At 62.5% G+C, this 17,783-nt stretch carries 17 protein-coding genes; 13 read left to right on the top strand and 4 right to left on the bottom strand.

The features are described 5' to 3' along the window. Positions 1–52: 52 nt before the first annotated feature. The 11 genes from gspD to IAE40_RS07100 all read left to right on the top strand — a co-directional run bounded on the left by gspD (position 53) and on the right by IAE40_RS07100 (position 9,130). A complete protein-coding gene (gene gspD, locus IAE40_RS07150) occupies positions 53–1,792 on the top strand; it encodes a type II secretion system secretin GspD (protein ID WP_234465091.1) in 1,740 nt (579 codons plus the stop codon). Then, the gene (gene gspE / locus IAE40_RS07145) at positions 1,789–3,252 is read left to right on the top strand and encodes a type II secretion system ATPase GspE (protein ID WP_200602921.1); all 1,464 of its coding nucleotides are present in this window, start codon (positions 1,789–1,791) and stop codon (positions 3,250–3,252) included. The genes gspD and gspE overlap by 4 nt, the downstream gene beginning before the upstream one ends. Beyond that, entirely contained in the window at positions 3,253–4,455 is a 1,203-nt protein-coding gene (gspF, locus tag IAE40_RS07140) for a type II secretion system inner membrane protein GspF (protein ID WP_200602920.1), read from the top strand. A gap of 2 nt (positions 4,456–4,457) precedes the next feature. Continuing rightward, the gene (gene gspG, locus IAE40_RS07135) at positions 4,458–4,904 is read left to right on the top strand and encodes a type II secretion system major pseudopilin GspG (protein WP_153773296.1); all 447 of its coding nucleotides are present in this window, start codon (positions 4,458–4,460) and stop codon (positions 4,902–4,904) included. Continuing rightward, entirely contained in the window at positions 4,901–5,350 is a 450-nt protein-coding gene (locus IAE40_RS07130) for a pilus assembly FimT family protein (RefSeq protein WP_200602919.1), read from the top strand. Before gspG ends, IAE40_RS07130 begins: the two co-directional genes overlap by 4 nt. Further along, the gene (gene gspI / locus IAE40_RS07125) at positions 5,331–5,705 is read left to right on the top strand and encodes a type II secretion system minor pseudopilin GspI (RefSeq protein ID WP_200602918.1); all 375 of its coding nucleotides are present in this window, start codon (positions 5,331–5,333) and stop codon (positions 5,703–5,705) included. Before IAE40_RS07130 ends, gspI begins: the two co-directional genes overlap by 20 nt. Beyond that, complete coding sequence (gene gspJ / locus IAE40_RS07120; protein ID WP_200602917.1) at positions 5,692–6,285, top strand: type II secretion system minor pseudopilin GspJ; 594 nt, start codon at positions 5,692–5,694, stop codon at positions 6,283–6,285. Before gspI ends, gspJ begins: the two co-directional genes overlap by 14 nt. 2 nt (positions 6,286–6,287) lie before the next feature. Next, entirely contained in the window at positions 6,288–7,136 is an 849-nt protein-coding gene (locus IAE40_RS07115; RefSeq protein WP_197890416.1) for a general secretion pathway protein GspK, read from the top strand. Continuing rightward, complete coding sequence (gene gspL / locus IAE40_RS07110; RefSeq protein WP_200602916.1) at positions 7,133–8,245, top strand: type II secretion system protein GspL; 1,113 nt, start codon at positions 7,133–7,135, stop codon at positions 8,243–8,245. Before IAE40_RS07115 ends, gspL begins: the two co-directional genes overlap by 4 nt. Further along, complete coding sequence (gene gspM / locus IAE40_RS07105) at positions 8,245–8,712, top strand: type II secretion system protein GspM (RefSeq protein WP_200602915.1); 468 nt, start codon at positions 8,245–8,247, stop codon at positions 8,710–8,712. Before gspL ends, gspM begins: the two co-directional genes overlap by 1 nt. Before the next feature lie 70 nt (positions 8,713–8,782). Beyond that, positions 8,783–9,130 carry a YgiW/YdeI family stress tolerance OB fold protein gene (locus IAE40_RS07100; protein ID WP_054891196.1) on the top strand — a complete coding sequence of 116 codons (348 nt, stop codon included), beginning with the start codon at positions 8,783–8,785 and terminating at the stop codon, positions 9,128–9,130. A 48-nt stretch (positions 9,131–9,178) separates the two neighbouring features. Here IAE40_RS07100 and IAE40_RS07095 read toward each other — a convergent pair whose 3' ends face one another. After that, positions 9,179–10,423, bottom strand: coding sequence for an MFS transporter (locus tag IAE40_RS07095; protein ID WP_063541593.1), 1,245 nt, complete (start codon positions 10,421–10,423; stop codon positions 9,179–9,181). A 107-nt stretch (positions 10,424–10,530) separates the two neighbouring features. On the opposite strand from IAE40_RS07095, the gene IAE40_RS07090 reads away from it, so the two are divergent. Next, on the top strand, positions 10,531–11,436 hold the full coding sequence (locus IAE40_RS07090) for a LysR family transcriptional regulator (protein WP_153773304.1): 906 nt from the start codon (positions 10,531–10,533) through the stop codon (positions 11,434–11,436). Between the two features lie 52 nt (positions 11,437–11,488). Beyond that, on the top strand, positions 11,489–12,262 hold the full coding sequence (locus tag IAE40_RS07085; RefSeq protein WP_054891199.1) for a ParA family protein: 774 nt from the start codon (positions 11,489–11,491) through the stop codon (positions 12,260–12,262). Here the strand turns inward: IAE40_RS07085 and trxC are convergent. The 3 genes from trxC to mscK form a co-directional block, all read right to left on the bottom strand. Next, positions 12,259–12,693, bottom strand: a complete 435-nt coding sequence (gene trxC, locus IAE40_RS07080; protein ID WP_063541589.1) for a thioredoxin TrxC — start codon at positions 12,691–12,693, stop codon at positions 12,259–12,261. The genes IAE40_RS07085 and trxC overlap by 4 nt on opposite strands. Before the next feature lie 142 nt (positions 12,694–12,835). Further along, positions 12,836–14,296: a protein adenylyltransferase SelO gene (gene selO, locus IAE40_RS07075; protein WP_200602914.1), complete on the bottom strand. Its 1,461-nt coding sequence runs from the start codon at positions 14,294–14,296 to the stop codon at positions 12,836–12,838. Between the two features lie 163 nt (positions 14,297–14,459). Further along, positions 14,460–17,765 carry a mechanosensitive channel MscK gene (mscK, locus tag IAE40_RS07070; RefSeq protein ID WP_197890398.1) on the bottom strand — a complete coding sequence of 1,102 codons (3,306 nt, stop codon included), beginning with the start codon at positions 17,763–17,765 and terminating at the stop codon, positions 14,460–14,462. Positions 17,766–17,783: the final 18 nt, after the last annotated feature.

The following is a 17,783-nucleotide window of genomic DNA, read 5'->3' as shown; positions in this document are numbered from 1 at the left end:
TTTGTGCCTGTCTGGCGTGTTTGCCCACGCGCAGCCTCCGGCCACCTGGCAAATGGCGATGAGCGATGCGGATGTTCGCGATGTGGTACGGGAGGTAGGGGCAATCCTCGACCAACCGATCATTCTCGATCCTCGGGTACAGGGGCGGATTACGGTGCTATCCAATGAGCGGCTGGACAGTGAAGGTATCCGCAGATTGTTCTACTCGGTACTCAATGCTCATGGCTTTGCTGCAGTGAACGATGATGGGCGTTTACTGGTACTGCCGGCGAGCGAGGCCAAGGCGTGGGCAGATCAGCAACTAGACGCTGCGCCGACAGCCTTCACTACCCGAGTATTCAGCCTCCAGAGCAGTCTTGCCGCCGATCTGGCAGGCCTTCTGCGTCCATTGGTTTCCAGCAATGGCTACATCGGCCCTTCGAGTTCGGCCAATGCCTTGATCGTTACCGACTCGGGGACGAATCTGGAACGCCTTGCGACATTGATTGCGCAACTCGACAGTGGTCAGCGACACGACCATGAAGTTGTCGTGCTGCGTCATGCCCAGGCCAGTGAATTGCTGGCGGTGATCGAGGCGGCGGCGGGTGGGACGGAGACTGGCGTGCGGGTACTTGCCGACACTCGCAGCAATACAGTGCTGGTGCTGGGCCCCATTCAGTCCAGGCGACGTCTGGCGCAGTTGGCACGTTCGCTGGATGTGCCGACGCCGCAGGCTTCACAGAATTGGCGAGTGATCAGGCTTCAGCACAGCAATGCCGAGCAATTGGCCGAAGTACTGGCTGAAGTTGGCGATGGCCTGAACGGCAAAGCATCAGGGGAGCGCAAGGGTTTCGACAACTTGTCGGGAAAAACCTCGGTCAAGGCGGATATCAGCCAGAACGCTCTGGTATTGCTAGGTGAGCCGGAAGTGTTGATCAGTCTGGAGCAGATCATCCATCAGCTCGATCAGCCGCGTGCCCAGGTGTTGATACATGCGGCCATCGTCGAAGTCAGTGGCAGTATCTCCGAGGCCCTCGGGCTGCAGTGGGGTATCGATCGAGGCAGCCTGAGGGGCGGAATCACCTTTCCTGACAGCGGGTCTTCATTGTCGACGCTGCTTGGCGGTGAGTCTCTACCAGCAGGGGCCGCACTGGCGATCGGATCTGATCGTTTTGCTGCATTGGTCAGTGCGTTGGCGAGCAACTCCAGCAGCAACCTGCTGTCCACGCCCAGCCTGGTGACACTGGATAACCAAGAGGCCCAGATCCTTGTCGGACAGAACGTGCCGTTCAGATCCGGCAGCTATGCAACCCCAGGCAGCGGCACGGAAAACCCCTTCACCACCGTCGAGCGCAAGGACATCGGCATCAGCCTGAAGATTCGTCCCTATATCAATGAGGGCAGCAGCTTGCGTCTGGAGGTCGAGCAGGAAAGCTCGGAGCTTGCGCCCAGCGTGGTCGAGAACGATCTGATTACCAACAAGCGCACCCTCAAGAGCACCATTCTCGCTGCCGATGGCGAAATCATCGTGATCGGCGGATTGATCAAGGACAGTGTGCGTGCCGAGCAGCGCAGCGTGCCGCTGTTGGGAAGTCTGCCTCTGATCGGCGGATTGTTTCGCTGGCAGCGAGACATCGATGAGAAAACCAACCTGATGGTGTTCCTGCGTCCGACCATCCTGCGTACCCGGCAGCAACTGACCGAAGCTGGCGAGCGTGCCTATCGAGATGTGCGCTCTCCTGCGGCCTCTTCCTTCCCGGACGATGTGCAAAACCTGTTCGATTCCCCCTCCATCAGAAGTGACCGTCCATGAATGGGTCTCTGCCGTTTGCCTTCGCCAGACGCTACGGCGTGCTCTTCGACCAGCATGCCGAACCGCCCGTCATGCTCATGCGCAAGGACACCTCGCTGTCGTCGCTTTCGGAGGCGTATCGCTTGGTGGGTGCTGGTTGGGATTTGCAGTGCCTGGACGCCGAACGCTTCGCCGAACGTCTCGCCAGTTACTATGGTCGGACACAAGATGCTGCCCAGACTGTGGTTCAGGACATCGATCAGCAGTTGGACCTTGCGCGGCTGGCCGAGGAATTACCGCAAACCTGCGACTTGCTCGACCAGCAGGATGATGCACCGATCATTCGTTTGCTCAATGCACTGCTCAGCGAGGCCGTCAGGTCGCGTGCATCGGATATTCATCTGGAAACTTTCGAGCAGCATCTGCGTGTACGCATGCGCATCGATGGTGTCATGCGTGAAGTGCTGTCGCCGCCACGAGCGCTGTCGGCCCTTCTGGTATCCCGGATCAAGGTGATGGCACGGCTGGACATCGCGCAGAAGCGCATTCCCCAAGACGGTCGCATCAGCCTTCGCCTGGCCGGGCACGAGGTGGATGTGCGGGTTTCGACCCTGCCCGCGGCCCATGAAGAGCGGGTCGTGCTGCGCCTGCTGGACAAGCAGGCGGTACGTCTTGATGTCGAGTGCATGCAGATGCAGCCGCAAACTCGCTCGGGGTTTGTGCGATTACTGCAAAGACCTCATGGCATTTTTCTGGTTACCGGCCCCACCGGATCGGGCAAGACCACCACGCTTTACACCGCGTTGTCGGTCTTGAACGAGGTGACGCGCAACATCCTGACTGTTGAGGATCCGATCGAGTATCACTTGCCCGGTATTGGCCAGACCCAGATCAACAGCAAGGTCGACATGACCTTCGCCAGGGGGCTGCGGGCGATTCTTCGACAAGACCCGGACGTAGTGATGGTCGGCGAGATCCGTGATCGCGAAACCGCAGAAATTGCCGTACAAGCATCCCTGACCGGTCACTTGGTGTTGTCGACGTTGCATACCAACAGCGCATTGGGGGCGATCACACGCTTGACCGACATGGGAGTGGATCCTTGCCTGCTCGCGTCGTCGCTGTCGGGGGTGATGGCCCAGCGTCTGGTCCGCCAGTTGTGTCCCAGCTGCAAGACGCCCATGGAGGTCGACGCCGTCACCGCGCAGTCGCTCGGCTCCCCTGCAAACCTGCCTGCGCGGATCTATCGTGCGCAAGGTTGCGAGCATTGTCAGCATGGCTACAGTGGGCGGCTTGCGTTGCATGAACTGGTGCTGGTGACTGCGGAACTTGCCGAAGCGATTCATCGGCGCTCCTCGCAGGCGCAGATGCTCGATTGGGTACGTCAATCCACGCCAAGCTTGTTTGACCACGGCGTGCAACGTGTGTGCGAAGGCCAGACCAGCGTCGAGGAGTTGCTGCGGGTGGCGGGGCAGGGATAGATGATGAGGTTCAGGTATCTCGTTCAAGACCCCCAAGGTGCGCGCAGGCGGGGCACCCTCGAGGCCGGAGACGCCAGGCAAGCTCGACAGTTGTTGCGCGAGCAGGGGCTGCTCATCATTGCGGTCCGCGCGGTTCGACTGCAATGGAACAGTCGCTTGCGGCCTGTCCGGCTTGGAGCGACACAGCTGGCGATCATCACGCGGCAGTTGGCTACCTTGTTGCGTGCCAGCATGCCGTTGAGCGATGCGTTGCTGGCGGTCGCTTCGCAAAGTGAAGATCGCCAGGCCAGCAAGCTGATGGGTGCCGTTAACGAGCAGATCGCCCAAGGGCGTACGTTGGCCGATGCCCTTGGCCATTATCCGCAGGCTTTTCCTGCGGTGTACCGGGCAACGGTGGCGGCAGCCGAGCGCTCGGGTCATCTGTCGAGCGTATTCGAGCGTCTGGCCGACCATGGCGAGCGTGAGCAATCGCTGCGCCAGAAGGTTCAACTGGCGATGGTCTATCCGCTGATCCTGTTCCTGGTGTCGTTGCTGGTGGTGGGGTTCCTGCTGGGATATGTGGTGCCAGATGTCGTCCAGGCCTTCGCCCGCGATCAGGCGCAGTTGCCCTACGCGACCTTGTTGTTGATCGCTCTCAGCGAGTTCACTGGGCATTTTGGGCTTTTGATCATCATGACCGTGCTGTGCTGCGTGGTGGCCGTTCGCTGGGCGCTGCTCCAGCCCGCCAGGCGACGGCGCTGGGATGCACTGGCTCTGCGTATACCGTTGTGGGGTGAGTTCATTCGTGCCAGCAACGCAGCGCGTTTTGTCGCCACGTTGGCCACACTCGGGCGCAGCGGCGTTCCTCTGGTCGAAGCCATGCGCATCGGTGCCGTGGTTACCAGCAACCTGGCATTGCGCGAACGTCTGATCCGCGCCGCCGAAGAGCTGACCGAGGGTTCTAGCTTGGCCAGCAGCCTGACGCGCTGCGCAGCGCTCCCTCCACTGACCCTGCACATGATCGCCAGTGGCGAGCGGGCCGGTGAGGTCAACACGATGCTTGAGCGCGCCGCAGACCTGCAAGAGAAGCAGCTGAGCTCGCGCATCTCGTTGCTGGTCAGCCTTTGCGAACCCGCGATGCTCCTGCTCATGGGCGCCATCGTGCTGTTCATCGTGCTGGCGATCCTGCTGCCGATACTCAACCTCAATCAACTGGTTACCTGATCATGTCCCCACGCAACAGTCGTCGCCGTAACGGCGGTTTCACCCTTATCGAAATCATGGTGGTTATCATCATCCTGGGCGTGCTTGGCGGGCTGGTGCTGCCCAACGTCATGAGCCGGCCAGACCATGCGAAAGCTACGGCAGTGCGTACCGACCTGCAGTCAATTTCAACCGCGCTGGAGATCTACCGGCTCGACAACGGTCGCTATCCCTCCACCGAGCAGGGCCTGCAAGCCTTGGTAGCACGTCCCACCCAGGCGCCTGCGCCAAGGATGTGGAACGAACAGGGCTATCTCAAGAGCATGCCGGTCGATCCTTGGGGAGGCGAATACCAGTACCAGAGCCCTGGTACTCGCTCGAATCAGGGCTTCGACCTCTACTCCTTTGGTGCAGATAACCTGCCGGGAGGCGAAGGTATGGACGCCGACATCGGTAACTGGCCCCAGTGAGACGTAGCCGCGGATTTACCCTGCTGGAGTTGCTGCTGGTAATGGCGGTGCTCGGGGTGGTGATCGGCATGGCAGGGTTTGTATCCATGCACAACCCGCAACGGTTGGCCGTACAGGAGGCACAGTTGTTCCTGCGGTTCTTCGAGCACGCCCGTGCGCACGCATTGATCTCGGGACAGACCCTTGGCATTCAGGTCAACCAGGATGGCTACCGCATGATGAGGCTGACGCACCTGGGGTGGGGTGCAGGTGGTGATCTGCAGCCCAGTGAGCTGGACCTGCGCCTGAAGCACACCGACTGGTCGCCGGTCGTCTCGGACGGCCTTGTGCAACTGGTGCTGGTCGGTGACGAAGAACACACGCCATTCATCCTGTATTTCAGCCACGCCGGGGAGCTTCTGGCATGTGTGACAAGTGACGGAATCAATGTGCAATTCGGCTGCTGAGCGGGGCTTCACCCTGCTGGAGGTCATGGTTGCTCTGGCGATCTTTGCGGTACTGGCAGGTGCTGCAAGCATGGCAATGCAGCAGGTCTTGCAACAGCCCCACCAACTGCGTGAGCGCATGTATGGCAGTTGGATTGCCGACAACCACTTGACCGAAATGACTCTCCTGCCCACGCCAGGCCCTGGACAACGCGTACTGACGATCGACTTTGCCCAGGGGCGTTGGCACCTGGAGGAGCGGCGTAGACGCAGGCACGCAATGCTCGAGGTCGAGGTACTGGTCACGCGCGTCCCGAATGGTCCGGCGGTGTATCAGGCCAAGCGCTGGCTGGAGATTTCGAATGAAACGCAATGAGTCTCGCGTCGGTCGCAGGCAGCGTGGCTTCACGCTCCTGGAGCTACTGCTGGCTGTGGCGATCTTCGCTGTGTTGGCTGCTGGTGCTGCCCGTTTGTTCGATGCGTTGCTGCGTACCGACTCGGCGCGCCAGGCGCAGGCCGATGAAATTCGTAGCTTGGCAAGGGCGATGGGTATGCTGCAACGGGACGCCCTTCAAGGGGTATTTCCAGCTGCATTGGAGAAAGAGCACTTCGCCTTGAGGCTACGGGAGCAACGGCTTAGTTGGCTGTCGAGTAGCGGGTATGACATCCACCTGCAGCCGCGCAGTGACTTGCGTGTGATCCAATATTGGCTGGAAGACGGTGTGCTATGGCGCCAACGCGACAGTCTCGTCAGTGGCGCAGGGCGAGCGCAATACTTGCTCGCAGGTGTCACGAGTCTGCGTTGGCGAGTCTTCGTGCCTGGCCTGGGCTGGCAAGCCGACTGGCCCGGTGATCGTACTGCGAGCGAACCGCCCATCGCTCTTGAAATTACCTTTTCCATTGGACGAGCAGAGCGGCTTCGCCGCGTTCTCCCGCTGGCGGGTATGAGCCTGTGAGAGTGAAACGACAAGAGGGCCTCGCGCTGATCACCGTGTTGTTGGTCATGGCACTGATGGTGATGCTGATCGCCGCGATGTTGCGTGACCACCGACAGTTGATTGCCAGTGTATCCGGCCAGACTGAGGCTTCGCGCGGGCTACAGGTGCTGATGGCCGCAGAGCGCCAGGCACTGGCGCTTTTGCGCGAGCGCTTGAGGCTCGACATGCGTGTCGTTCATGCGGGGCAGTCGTGGTCAAAACCCTATGAGTTCACTCTGGACGATGTGCGCCTGCGAGGGCGAGTCGAGGATTTGGCTGCGCGCATCAATCTCGCTGCGCTTGTCCGCAGCCGCGAGCCCGACTCCGTGTTGCTTGCGCGCTGGGAGCGTCTTTGCCGGACCCTTGGCCTGGTTACTCCGGATCTTGCCATGTTGCAGGGTGTTCCACTGGTGGATGTCAGCCAGTTGGCGCAGTTGCCGGATGTGAGTGCCGAAATATTGGAGCGCCTCAGGCCGTGGGTGGCGGTACTGCCTGCGCAGGCTGGGCTGAACATCAACACTGCAGATCGATTCGTCCTCGGCACACTGGAGGGCGTGACGCCGGCGATCGCTCAGCGCCTGGTCGAGCAGCGCCCCAAGGATGGATATGCCAGCGTGCAGGCCTTTCTTGGCGATCCGTTGCTCGATGGTCAGGTCGCCACGGGGCGCGGTCTGGCGGTTGGCAGTCGATGGTTCGGCATGACCCTTCAGGCCGATCTCGAGACGAGCCGCTCGTACCTGCACAGCGAAGTGGAGGTGGACCTGGATGGTCATCGACTGCGCGTATCACGACGTATGTTTTCCACGGTACGACCAGCAGGTGCTGAATGAATGAGTACGCTGCCTACCTGCTGCCCGAGGGCGTGGGTGGGGTTCCGAAGAACTGGCCTGTTCGCGTTCTTCAGCCTGATGGCGTCACGCGGGAGTCTCGTCTGAGTGACCTGGAGGCATTGGCTGGACAGAAGGTGACGCTGGTGCTGCCGATGGAGCTTTTCTCCTACTGTCAAACTGGCTCGTTGCCGGGACGCAAGCCTGCCTACGATACCCTTGCCTTTGCGGTAGAGGATCAATTCGCCACCGCCTTGGAGACGCTTCACCTCGCGTTCGGCATGGCGAACCAGGCGTCATCGCGCCCTTGTCTGGTGATCGACCGAGCGTGCTTCGAGCAACTGCTGTCGTGTCTGCGCGTTCAGGGAGTCGAACCGCAGGCAGTGCTGGTCGATGCAGACATGCTCGCCTCGACCGGCCCCACGGCGTTGTGGCTGGAGGGGCGTTGGCTGTTTGGCGGCGGGGAGCAGCAGCGTCTTGCGGTCAACTGCGCGGCAGCCAGAGTGCTGAGTACATCGTTGCCTGAAATCAAATGGCTGGCAGAACCAGGGCAGGCGTCACGATGGGACGAGGTCGAGCTGGTTACCGACGCCTTTGCGTTGCTTTGGCAGGGGCGCTTTGACGCCATCAACCTGCTCCAGGGTGCTTTCGCACCCGGACGCGCCAAGTCAGTGCCTTGGCAAGCGCTACTGGGCGGATGCCTGCTGGCAGCATTGCTGGCCTGCATTGCCGAGTACTGGCACGTAGAGTGGCTGCAAGGACAGGTCGCGCAGTTGAAACAGCATAATGTGCGAGCATTCCAGCGTTGGGCGCCGGGACATGTACCGCGTGATGACCTTGCGCGTCAGATAAACGAATTGATGCAGCACCCTGCTCCGCCCACAGCGATGCAGCGTCTGGCCGTGTTGAGTGAATCCTTGGTCGAAAGCGGCGACTTGCGGATCGAGCGCGCAGAGGTTGTGGCTGGTCAGGGATGGCGGATCGAGATTCTTGCCCAGGGCTTCGATGATCTGGAACGATTTCGTCAGCGTCTGCCAGGGCTACAGGTCGAGCGTGCGCAGCAGGCTGCACAGCAGGTAAGCGCCACATTGACATGGCCAGGAGCCCAATGATGGTTGGCCTGCTTGATTGGATCGGCAGAGAGTGGCGAGGTATTCCGGCCCCGCGTCGCTGGGTGCTCAAGGCCGTCGCCTGGGGCCTTGCCGCGATCACGGTCTGGCAGGTGCTCTGTTTGCCGGCTCAACAACGATTGGATCAGGTGCAGGTGCAATTGAACCGGGAGCGTGCGCTGGCTCAACAGTTGCGACGCCTTTCGGCGACTTCCGCAGCGCTGCCAACGCCCGCGCAGGCCTTGACGACCGCACGCCTGAATGAGAGGGCGCGGATCGATGGGCTGCAGATCGTTGACATGCATAGCAATGGCTCGCAGGTGACGATGACGCTGCAGGGTAGACCGCATATCTTGACGCTCTGGCTCCATGCATTGGAGCAGGATGGCGCGCAGTTGACCGGGATAAGGCTGCAGGCGGTCGATGACCAGCTGCAGGCGCATCTGGGCCTGGCCATGGATGATGGGTGATTGCCATTAAGCTTGGCTTCAGCAGCCGTTGTTAGCCTGTATCCATCGAAACCCATACAGGACCTGCATCATGAAAGCCCGTTACCTGCCCCTGATCCTCGCCCCACTGTTCAGCACCGCCGCTCTCGCTGCCGGCTACACAGGCCCGGGCGCCCAGCCGGTGACCACCGTCGCTGCCGCCAAGGAGGCCGCCGATGACACCCCGGTAGTGCTGCAAGGCTATGTGACCAAGAAGATCAACAACGACGACAAGTACGAGTTCAAGGACAACACCGGCACCATCACCGTCGAGATCGACAACGAAGACCTGCCGGTAACCCCGTTCAACGACAAGACCAAGGTCAAGCTGACCGGCGAGGTGGAGAAACACCTGATGAGTCGTGAAGTGGATGTGGATATCGTCGAGATCGTCAACTGACGAACACCGTTTCGCGGTGGTTCTGCGCCCCGAACCGCCGCGAATGCCTCACACCGATTTAGGTGCCAGCTTGCTCAGGTGCAGCGCCACCAGCAACGCCACCGCCAGCAGACCGCCGATGAACAGGCCGATGCCGTTCCAACCGGCGTAATGCCAGAACACCCCGCCCGCCGTCCCGGCGACACTCGATCCCGCGTAGTAGCAGAACAGGTACAGTGAAGAGGCCTGCCCCTTGGCCTTGAGCGCGCGTCGACCAATCCAGCTGCTGGCCACCGAGTGGGCACCGAAGAAGCCGAAGGTGAACACCAGCATCCCGACGATCACCACTGGCAATGGGGTGAACAGGGTCATCAGCATGCCAGCGGCCATCACCAGGATGCTCGCCCAGAATACCCTGCGACGCCCCAGCCGGTCGGCCAGCGCGCCGACCTGTGCCGAACTGTAGATGCCTGACAGGTACACCACCGACAGCAAGCCGACCAGCGCCTGGTTCATGTGGTAGGGCTCGGCCAGCAGGCGATAGCCGATGTAGTTGAACAAGGTGACGAAGGCGCCCATCAGCAGGAAAGCTTCGAGGAACAGCCAGGGCAGGCCGGCATCCTTGAAGTGCATGAGGAAGCCATCGAGCAGATTGCGCGGCTTCAGCGACTGCGCGCGGAAGTTGCGCGATTCCGGCAGCACCTTCCAGAACACTACCGCGGCCAGCAGCGCCAGGCCGCCGATCACCAGCATCGCGGTGTGCCAACTGACGAAGTCGATCAGCACCCCGGTGATCAGCCGCCCGCTCATCCCGCCGATCGCATTGCCACCGATGTACAGGCCCATCGCCAGGCCAATGTGCTGCGGGTGGATTTCTTCGCTCAGGTAGGTCATGGCCACCGCCGCCAGGCCGCTCAGCGACAGGCCGACCAGTGCGCGGGTGGCGAGCACGCCTTCCCAGGTTGGCATCACTGCGCTGGCCAGTGTCGCCAGGGCAGCGCACACCAGGGCCGAGACCATCACCGGTTTGCGCCCGATTCGATCGGAAATGGGCCCGGTCACCAGCAGCCCGAACGCCAGCATGGCGGTGGATACTGACAGCACCAGGCTGCTCTGCGCAGCGTTGATCGAAAACTCTTGCGACAGCAGCGGCATCATCGGTTGCACGCAGTAGAGCAGCGCGAACGTGGCGAAACCGCCGCTGAACAGCGCCAGTACGGTTTTCATGAAGGCTGGGGTGCCTTTTTCGATCCACAAGTCGTTCAGGGGAGGCACTTCAGGTTCGGTGGGGAGGGGGGCTACAGCAGTTTTCACGGGCGATACCTCTGGCGCAATGAAAAAAGCATATAGCTGGCTAATGATTAGATCCAATATATTGTTCGACCTATTTGATAGCTTTAGCGACTTGTTTGGAGCCGATCATGGAACTGCGCCACCTGCGTTACTTCATCGCTGTCGCCGAAGAACTGCACTTCGGCCGTGCAGCCCAGCAACTGGGCATCTCCCAGCCGCCCTTGAGCCAGCAGATCCAGGCGCTGGAACAGGAACTGGGGGCGCGTCTGTTCGAGCGCACCAATCGTCGGGTCGAGCTGAGCGAGGCCGGACGACTGTTCCTCGAGGAGGCGCGCCAGGTGCTGGCGCAAGTCGACAAGGCGGCCGATGTGGCACGTCGCGCACAGTTGGGCGAGCTGGGCGAGATGAAGATCGGTTTCACCTCGTCGGCGCCCTTCACCTCGAGGATTCCCCAGGCGATCCACGCCTTCCGCCGGCGCTTCCCGGCAGTGCACCTGCACCTCAAGGAGATGAGCAGCCGTGAAGTGGTCGATGCTGTGTTCGACGAATCCATCGAGGTCGGCCTGATGCGGCCGCTGCCGGTGCCGGAAGGGTTGGCGGTCACCGAGTTGTTTCGCGAGCCGTTGGTCGTGGTGCTCAATGCCTCTCATCCGCTGGCGCTGGGCGGCGAGCAGGGCCTGTATATGCGGGACTTGGCCCACGAGCCGTTCGTATTCTTCCCACGCAGCTACGGCAGCGGTCTGTATGCGCAACTGATGGACCTGGCACGCCAGGCAGGCTTCAGCCCGCATTTCGCCCAGGAAGCCGGTGAGGCGCTGACCATCATCGGGTTGGTCTCGGCGGGCCTTGGGGTTTCGGTGTTGCCCGCGTCGTTCCAGCGCATCCGCATCGACGGCGTGGTGTACCGCACGCTGCTCGACGAGCAGGCGACCAGTGCGGTCTGGCTGGTGCGTCGCGAGGGCGCGGGCTCGGCGATGGCCCGGGCGTTCGTCGACCTGCTGGCGGGCCTGGAAAAGCCCGAAGGTGCTGGCTAAACCGCTGCGCCGGACACATACTCGGGCATTCCCTGATACACGGAGGTCAGTCATGCGGCGCGTGGTGTTCAATCAGAAAGGTGGCGTGGGCAAGTCGAGCATCGCCTGCAACCTGGCGGCGGTCAGTGCCAACGAAGGCTACCGGACCCTGTTGATCGACCTGGATGCCCAGGCCAACTCGACCCAGTACCTGACTGGGTTGACGGGTGACGACATCCCCATGGGTATTGCCGATTTCTTCAAGCAGAGCCTGTCCAGCGGGCCGTTCAGCAAGAAGAACAAGGTCGATATCTATGAAACGCCCTTTGACAACCTGCACGTGGTCACCGCCACCGCCGAGCTGGCCGACCTGCAGCCCAAGCTCGAGGCCAAGCACAAGATCAACAAACTACGTAAATTGCTCGATGAGCTGGACGAGGATTACGAGCGGATCTACATCGATACCCCGCCAGCGTTGAACTTCTATGCGGTTTCCGCGTTGATCGCCGCAGATCGTGTGCTGATTCCCTTCGATTGCGACAGCTTCTCGCGCCAGGCCCTGTACGGCCTGCTGGCCGAGATCGAGGAACTCAAGGACGACCACAACGAAGACCTCCAGGTAGAGGGCATCGTGGTCAACCAGTTCCAGTCACGGGCCAGCCTGCCTCAGCAGATGCTCGACGAGCTGCTCGCCGAGGGCCTGCCGGTGCTGCCGGTGTACCTGGGCAGCTCGGTGAAGATGCGCGAATCCCACCACGCCAGCCTGCCGCTGATCCACCTGGAGCCGAGGCACAAGCTGACGCAGCAGTTCGTCGAGTTGCACTCGCTGCTCGAAGAAAACGCTTAGATCCCTTGGCTGCGCACCCATTCCAGTAACGACTGGAGTGGAAACGCCCCTGCCTGGCGGCTGACTTCGCGGCCGTTCCTGAACAGGATCAGGCTAGGGATCGAACGGATGCCCAGTTGCCCGGCGAGGTTGCGGTTGGCCTCGCTGTCGAGCTTGGCCAGCCGGCAGCGGCCGCTGAGCTGGCGGGCCGCCTGTTCGAAGGTCGGTGCAAAGCTCTTGCACGGGCCGCACCAGTCGGCCCAGACGTCCACCAGCAAAGGCAGGTCGCCCTTTATCTGGCTGGCGTAGGTGCTTTCGCTGAGCTCGAAGGGCTTGTCGAGCAATACCGCCTGCTTGCAGCGCCCGCATTTCGGGCTGTCGCCCAGGCGTTCGCTGGGCAGGCGGTTGAGGCCGTTGCAGTGCGGGCAGGGGATTACCAGTGGGTCGGACATGTTTTCTCCGCTATAGCGTTCATATATGGCCTGTAGGCGGGCTTGCCAGGGCGCCGAACCGCCGCGAAGCAAGGGGCGCGGTGAGTGGCACCGGCTTTGCCAGTGTTCGCGGGCAAGCCCGCTCCCACAGGTCAGTCGTAGTTCAGGAAGAACAGCTGATTTCCAGATGCTTGCCCCACTCTGGTGGTCGCTCGGCATAGGCTTGCATCCCCGGCTGCTCCTCGAATGGCTTGCACAGTACCTGGTGCAGCCGTCGCACTTCACTGTAGTCCCCACCTTCGGCCGCCTCGATGGCGCGCTGCGCCAGATAGTTGCGCAGGATGTACAGCGGGTTGACCGCATGCATGCGCTCACGCCGACCTTCGGCGTTACCCGCTTCGCGCTGGCAGCGTGCGAGGTAGTCGGCACCCCAGGCGTCGAAGCCGGCGAGATCGATGAAGTCGTCGCGAACCACGTTCAGTGCCTGCTCCACCGGCTGCTCGCCAAGCCGGCGGAAGAACAGGGTGTAGTCCACGCCGCCACTCTGCATGCGCTGCAGCAGGCGTTCGATCAGGGCCATGTCGTCGTCCTCGGCGGTCGTCAGGCCGAGCCGACGGCGCATCAGGTCCAGGTAATGGGCCTGGTACAGCGGCAGGAACAGGCCGAGCGTCTCCTTCAATGCCTCCACTTCGATCACCGTGGTCAGGGCCTGGGCCAGGGCGCTCAGGTTCCAGTGGGCGATCGGCACCTGGTTGGCGTAGCTGTAGCGGCCGCGATCGTCGGAGTGGTTGCAGATGAAGTTGGCGTCGAAGTCGTCGAGGAAGGCGTAGGGACCGAAATCGAAGGTGATGCCCAGGATCGACATATTGTCGGTGTTCATCACCCCGTGGCAGAAACCATAGGCCTGCCAGCGTGCGATCAGCTCGGCGTTGCGCTCGCCGATGCTGCGGAACATCGCCAGGTACGGCTGCTCGGCGTCGCGGCATTCGGGGTAGTGCTGATCGAGCACGTGATCGATCAGCACGCGTTGTTGCTCGGGCTGCTGGGTGTAGTAGAAATATTCGAAATGACCGAAGCGCACATGGCTCTGCGCCAGTCGCAGCAGCATGGCCGCGCTTTCGCGGGTCTCGCGCCACACCGGGGTGCTCGAGCCGACCACGCATAGCGCCCGGCTGCTGGGAATGCCCAGGGCGTGCAGCGCTTCCGAGGCGAGGAACTCACGGATCGACGAACGCAGCACCGCGCGGCCGTCGCCCATGCGCGAGTACGGGGTCTGGCCGGCGCCCTTGAGGTGCAGGTCCCAGTGCTCGCCCGCGTCGTTCAATACCTCGCCCAGCAACAGGCCGCGGCCGTCACCCAGGCGCGGGTTGTACGAACCGAACTGATGGCCGGAATAGACCATCGCCCGTGGATCGGCTTCTTCCCAGAGCTTGTGGCCGCTGAACAGCTCGGCGAACACGGGCTCATCGGCCTGGGCTGGGTCGAGGTCGAGCAGGGCCATGGCCGATTTGCTGGCGACCACCAGGCGCGGCTCGGCAATCGGCTCGGGCAGCACCTGGGTGGAGTAGGTGTCGCCGAGTTGGGCGAAGCGGTTATCGAAAGTGAGTTGGTCGAGGGCTTTCACGTGGCCGGCTCCTGGCTATCGGTGACAGGGGGCCGCCTTGCGGCCCTGCGCGGGGCAAAGCCCGCACCTACAGAACTCGGTTTCCTGTGGGAGCGGGCTTTTCCTGCGATCGAGGGCAAAGCCCTAGCAGGCATTCTGGGCGCTTGCACCCATCAGCGTCCACTCAGCTCGGTGGCGTGCTGTCGGGTTTGCTCTCCAGCGGGATCATCTGCTGCTTGCCGCCCTTGGTGTCCATCAGGAACACCTCAACCTGGCGCACCGAGATCTTGATGTCGTGGGCCTTGAACTCACGGTTGATGTAGCGGTTGATCTCGTCCAGCGTCGGGTTGCGGTCGCCCAGGTCACGCACGTGCATGCGCAGCTCGTGATCCAGCGAGCTTTCGCCGAACTGCAGGAAATACACGATCGGCTCAGGGTCCTTGAGCACACGTGGGTTTTCGTGGGCACCCTTGAGCAGCAGGTCGCGCACCAGGTCCAGGTCGGAGCCGTAGTCGATGCCCAGCTTGAGCGTCACTCGGGTAACCGTGTCGGTCAACGACCAGTTGATCAACTGGCCAGTGATGAACGTCTTGTTGGGGACGATGATGTCCTTGCGGTCGAAGTCGGTGATGGTCGTGGCGCGAATGCGGATCTTGCTCACCGTGCCGGACAGATTGCCGATGGTGATGGTGTCGCCGATCCGCACCGGGCGCTCGAACAGGATCATGATGCCGGAGATGAAGTTGGCGAAGATCTCCTGCATGCCGAAGCCCAGGCCCAGAGACAGGGCGGCGACCAGCCACTGCAGCTTGTCCCAGCTCACCCCGAGGGTGGCCAGGGTGCTGACGATGCCCACCCCGACGATCACGTAGGACAGCAGCGTGGTGATCGCGTAGGCGCTGCCCTGGGCCAGGCTCAGGCGCGACAGCACCAGCACTTCCAACAGGCCCGGCAGGTTGCTGGCCAGGGCGATGGTGATGCCGGCGATGACCAGCGCACCGAGCAGGTCGCCGAGGCTGATCGGAACCATGCTGGCCGCCGCGCCGGTGCCGCTGGCGTATTCGTACAGGGTGACGTTGTTGAGGTAGGAGAACACGGTTATCAGATCCGACCATACCCAGTACAAGCCACCGATGAAGCCACCGAGCAGGGCCAGGCGGATCAGGCGCAGGGACTGCTGGTTGACCTGCTCGATGTCCAGGGTCGGTTCCTCGATGATGACTTCGCCGTCCAGCCCTTCCTTGGCAGCCGCGCGCTTGCTCAACGCGCGCTGGTAGGCCAGGCGTCGCGCCGCCACCGACAGGCCACGGACGAACGCCGCCTCGATCACCAGCCAGAACAGCAGCAGGTAGAGGGTATAGATCAGGCGGTCGGTGAGTTTCAGTGCGGTGTAGTAGTAGCCGAAGCACACCGCGACGAACAGTGCGATCGGCAGCGCGGTGAACGCTACCCCGACCGCCTTGCGGAACAGCGACGTGTCGCGGTGCGCCGGACTGCTCAGCAGCAGGCGGCTGAGCAGCCAGGCCATCAGCGCATAGCACGCCAGCACCACGCCGATGCCCAGCACGTCGTCGGCCAGCGCCGAAGGCTGGTGCTCGGCCACCGCGACCACACCCACCAGGGCCAGCACCACCGTGCCGAGCCTGCGTACCCAACCGCGCAGGAACTCCACCTGCGGCTTGTGCCAGCGGAAGTGCACCTCGGCCACGCCGCCGGGGGCCAGCACGCGGTAGGCGGTGTAGAACACCAGCCAGGCCTGGGCCAATTGCCACAGCGCAGCGCCGAGGTTGGCGTTCTGGCCGCGGGCGTCGATCTGCAAGGCATAGCTGCACAGCGCCAGGCCCAGGCTTACCGGCATGGCCAGGAGGATGTTGATGAGGATCGCTTGTGGCGTGTGCCACTGGCTGTCGCGACGGAAGTGGCCGATGTCCTGGTGCACCTTGCCCAGACGCTGGTACAGGTACTTGCGCCGCCACAGCAGCGCGCCGATCACCAGCAGCAGCGGCAGGAACAGCAGCGGGCGCTGGCTCAGGCCGTCGGCCAGTTCCTTGATGCCCGAGCCCCAGGGCAGGCTGGCGACCTGGTCGGCGAAGCGCTCGGGCACATAGCGCAGCCAGTCCCAGTCCAGCGGCTTGTTGCTGGGGATCCAGAACATCTGCTCATCGAGGGTGGTGCGCAGGTTCTGCGCGGTGCCCAGCAGTTGCTTCTGGTTGAGCTGCAGGGTGATGGACTCATTGAGCAATGCTGAAAGCTCGCGGTTCAGGCGCTCGAGCAGGTCGCTGCGGGTGATGGCGACCTCCAGCAGCGCCTTGCGCAGTTGCGGGGTGACATCCTGCTCAGGCTGGGTGGACAGCAGCTTGTCGACGTAGCTGACCGGGCTGCTCATCTGCTCACGCTGCTGGTTGACCTCGAACTGGTACAGGCGGATATCGGCGATCTGGTCGGCCAGGTCGCGGTCCACCTTCAGGTGCGGCAGCGCCTGTTTCTGCTTGTAGAGGATCTTCGACAGCAGCAGGCTGCCCTTGAGCACGTTGATCTGCTCGTCCAGCGCCTGGTCGGCCTGGGTCAGGGTGTCGAGCTGCTGCTTGGTCTGCAGGTTCTGCTGGGTGAGTTCGTTGAGGCGGTCGGTGCTGCGCAGCAGGTAGTCGGAGAGCTTGAGGTTGGCGGCGCTCTCGTTGGCCAGCAGGGTGCTGCCGCCGGCTTTCTGCGCTTCGATCGACTGCTGGGTGACGGTCTGTTGCGACTGTGCCAGGCGCTTCTCGTTGATCAGTGTCTGCAGGTCCTGGATCTCTTGCTCCAGGCGTGCGGCACGCTCGATCAGCAGGTCGTGACGGGCATTGCCCAGGTCCTGCAGCAGGCTGTTGCCGGCCAGCTCCTGGCGGCGCAGCAGGGTGAGGGCGTTGAGCGAGGCCAGTTCGGCGTTGAGCTGGTTGCGCTGGTCGGCGGAAATCGCCTTGCCGTTGTCCTTGCCCGACTTCAGCGCGTTGTTGATCTGCTGGGCGCGGGTCTGGTTGTTGCTGATCTCGGCCTGGGCACGTTCGGGGCGGGTCTGGGAGTTGATGATCAGGCTGTTGGCTTCGGACAGCGCCTTTTGCAGCTCGCCCTGCTGGGTGCTGCGCTCGCTGAGCATCTGCTCGAGCTGCGGTACGCTGAGGCTGGCATAGCGCTGGGCCACGGGCGTGACCTTGCTGTCCTTGAGTTTGGCCAGTTCGCGCTGGCTGTCGCGGGTTTCCTGAGGGGCACCGGCCAACTGCTGCTTGAGGTCGGCGAGTTTCTTCTCGCTATCCTCTTTGCTGGCGATCAGCGCGAGCGTCTGCTCCAGCACCTGCTGGAGCGCCTTCTGCTCGGGTTCCGGCAGCTTGCGCTCGGCAATCTTGTCCAGGCTGTTCTGAATACCGGGAGCGGCCGGCACCTCGGCCGCCACAGCGGCGAACGACAGGGAAAGGCACAGCCCGAGGAGGGCTGCGCGGGCATACACGCGCAGGGACATAGGCAGACTACTTGCGAG

This window comes from Pseudomonas sp. S44 (assembly GCF_016624805.1).
Classification (GTDB): Bacteria; Pseudomonadota; Gammaproteobacteria; order Pseudomonadales; family Pseudomonadaceae; genus Aquipseudomonas; species Aquipseudomonas machongensis.
The sequence above is the reverse complement of the archived record's forward strand: the minus strand, read 5'-3'. Positions and strand labels throughout refer to the sequence as shown.

Coding starts and splice junctions, on each gene's coding strand:
- gspG (WP_153773296.1), top strand. CDS start 4,458: ATGTCCCCACGCAACAGTCGTCGCCGTAACGGCGGTTTCACCCTTATC.
- gspF (WP_200602920.1), top strand. CDS start 3,253: ATGATGAGGTTCAGGTATCTCGTTCAAGACCCCCAAGGTGCGCGCAGG.
- gspD (WP_234465091.1), top strand. CDS start 53: ATGGCGATGAGCGATGCGGATGTTCGCGATGTGGTACGGGAGGTAGGG.
- gspI (WP_200602918.1), top strand. CDS start 5,331: ATGTGCAATTCGGCTGCTGAGCGGGGCTTCACCCTGCTGGAGGTCATG.
- gspM (WP_200602915.1), top strand. CDS start 8,245: ATGGTTGGCCTGCTTGATTGGATCGGCAGAGAGTGGCGAGGTATTCCG.
- gspL (WP_200602916.1), top strand. CDS start 7,133: ATGAATGAGTACGCTGCCTACCTGCTGCCCGAGGGCGTGGGTGGGGTT.
- IAE40_RS07085 (WP_054891199.1), top strand. CDS start 11,489: ATGCGGCGCGTGGTGTTCAATCAGAAAGGTGGCGTGGGCAAGTCGAGC.
- trxC (WP_063541589.1), bottom strand. CDS start 12,693: ATGTCCGACCCACTGGTAATCCCCTGCCCGCACTGCAACGGCCTCAAC.
- IAE40_RS07090 (WP_153773304.1), top strand. CDS start 10,531: ATGGAACTGCGCCACCTGCGTTACTTCATCGCTGTCGCCGAAGAACTG.
- IAE40_RS07100 (WP_054891196.1), top strand. CDS start 8,783: ATGAAAGCCCGTTACCTGCCCCTGATCCTCGCCCCACTGTTCAGCACC.
- gspE (WP_200602921.1), top strand. CDS start 1,789: ATGAATGGGTCTCTGCCGTTTGCCTTCGCCAGACGCTACGGCGTGCTC.
- gspJ (WP_200602917.1), top strand. CDS start 5,692: ATGAAACGCAATGAGTCTCGCGTCGGTCGCAGGCAGCGTGGCTTCACG.
- mscK (WP_197890398.1), bottom strand. CDS start 17,765: ATGTCCCTGCGCGTGTATGCCCGCGCAGCCCTCCTCGGGCTGTGCCTT.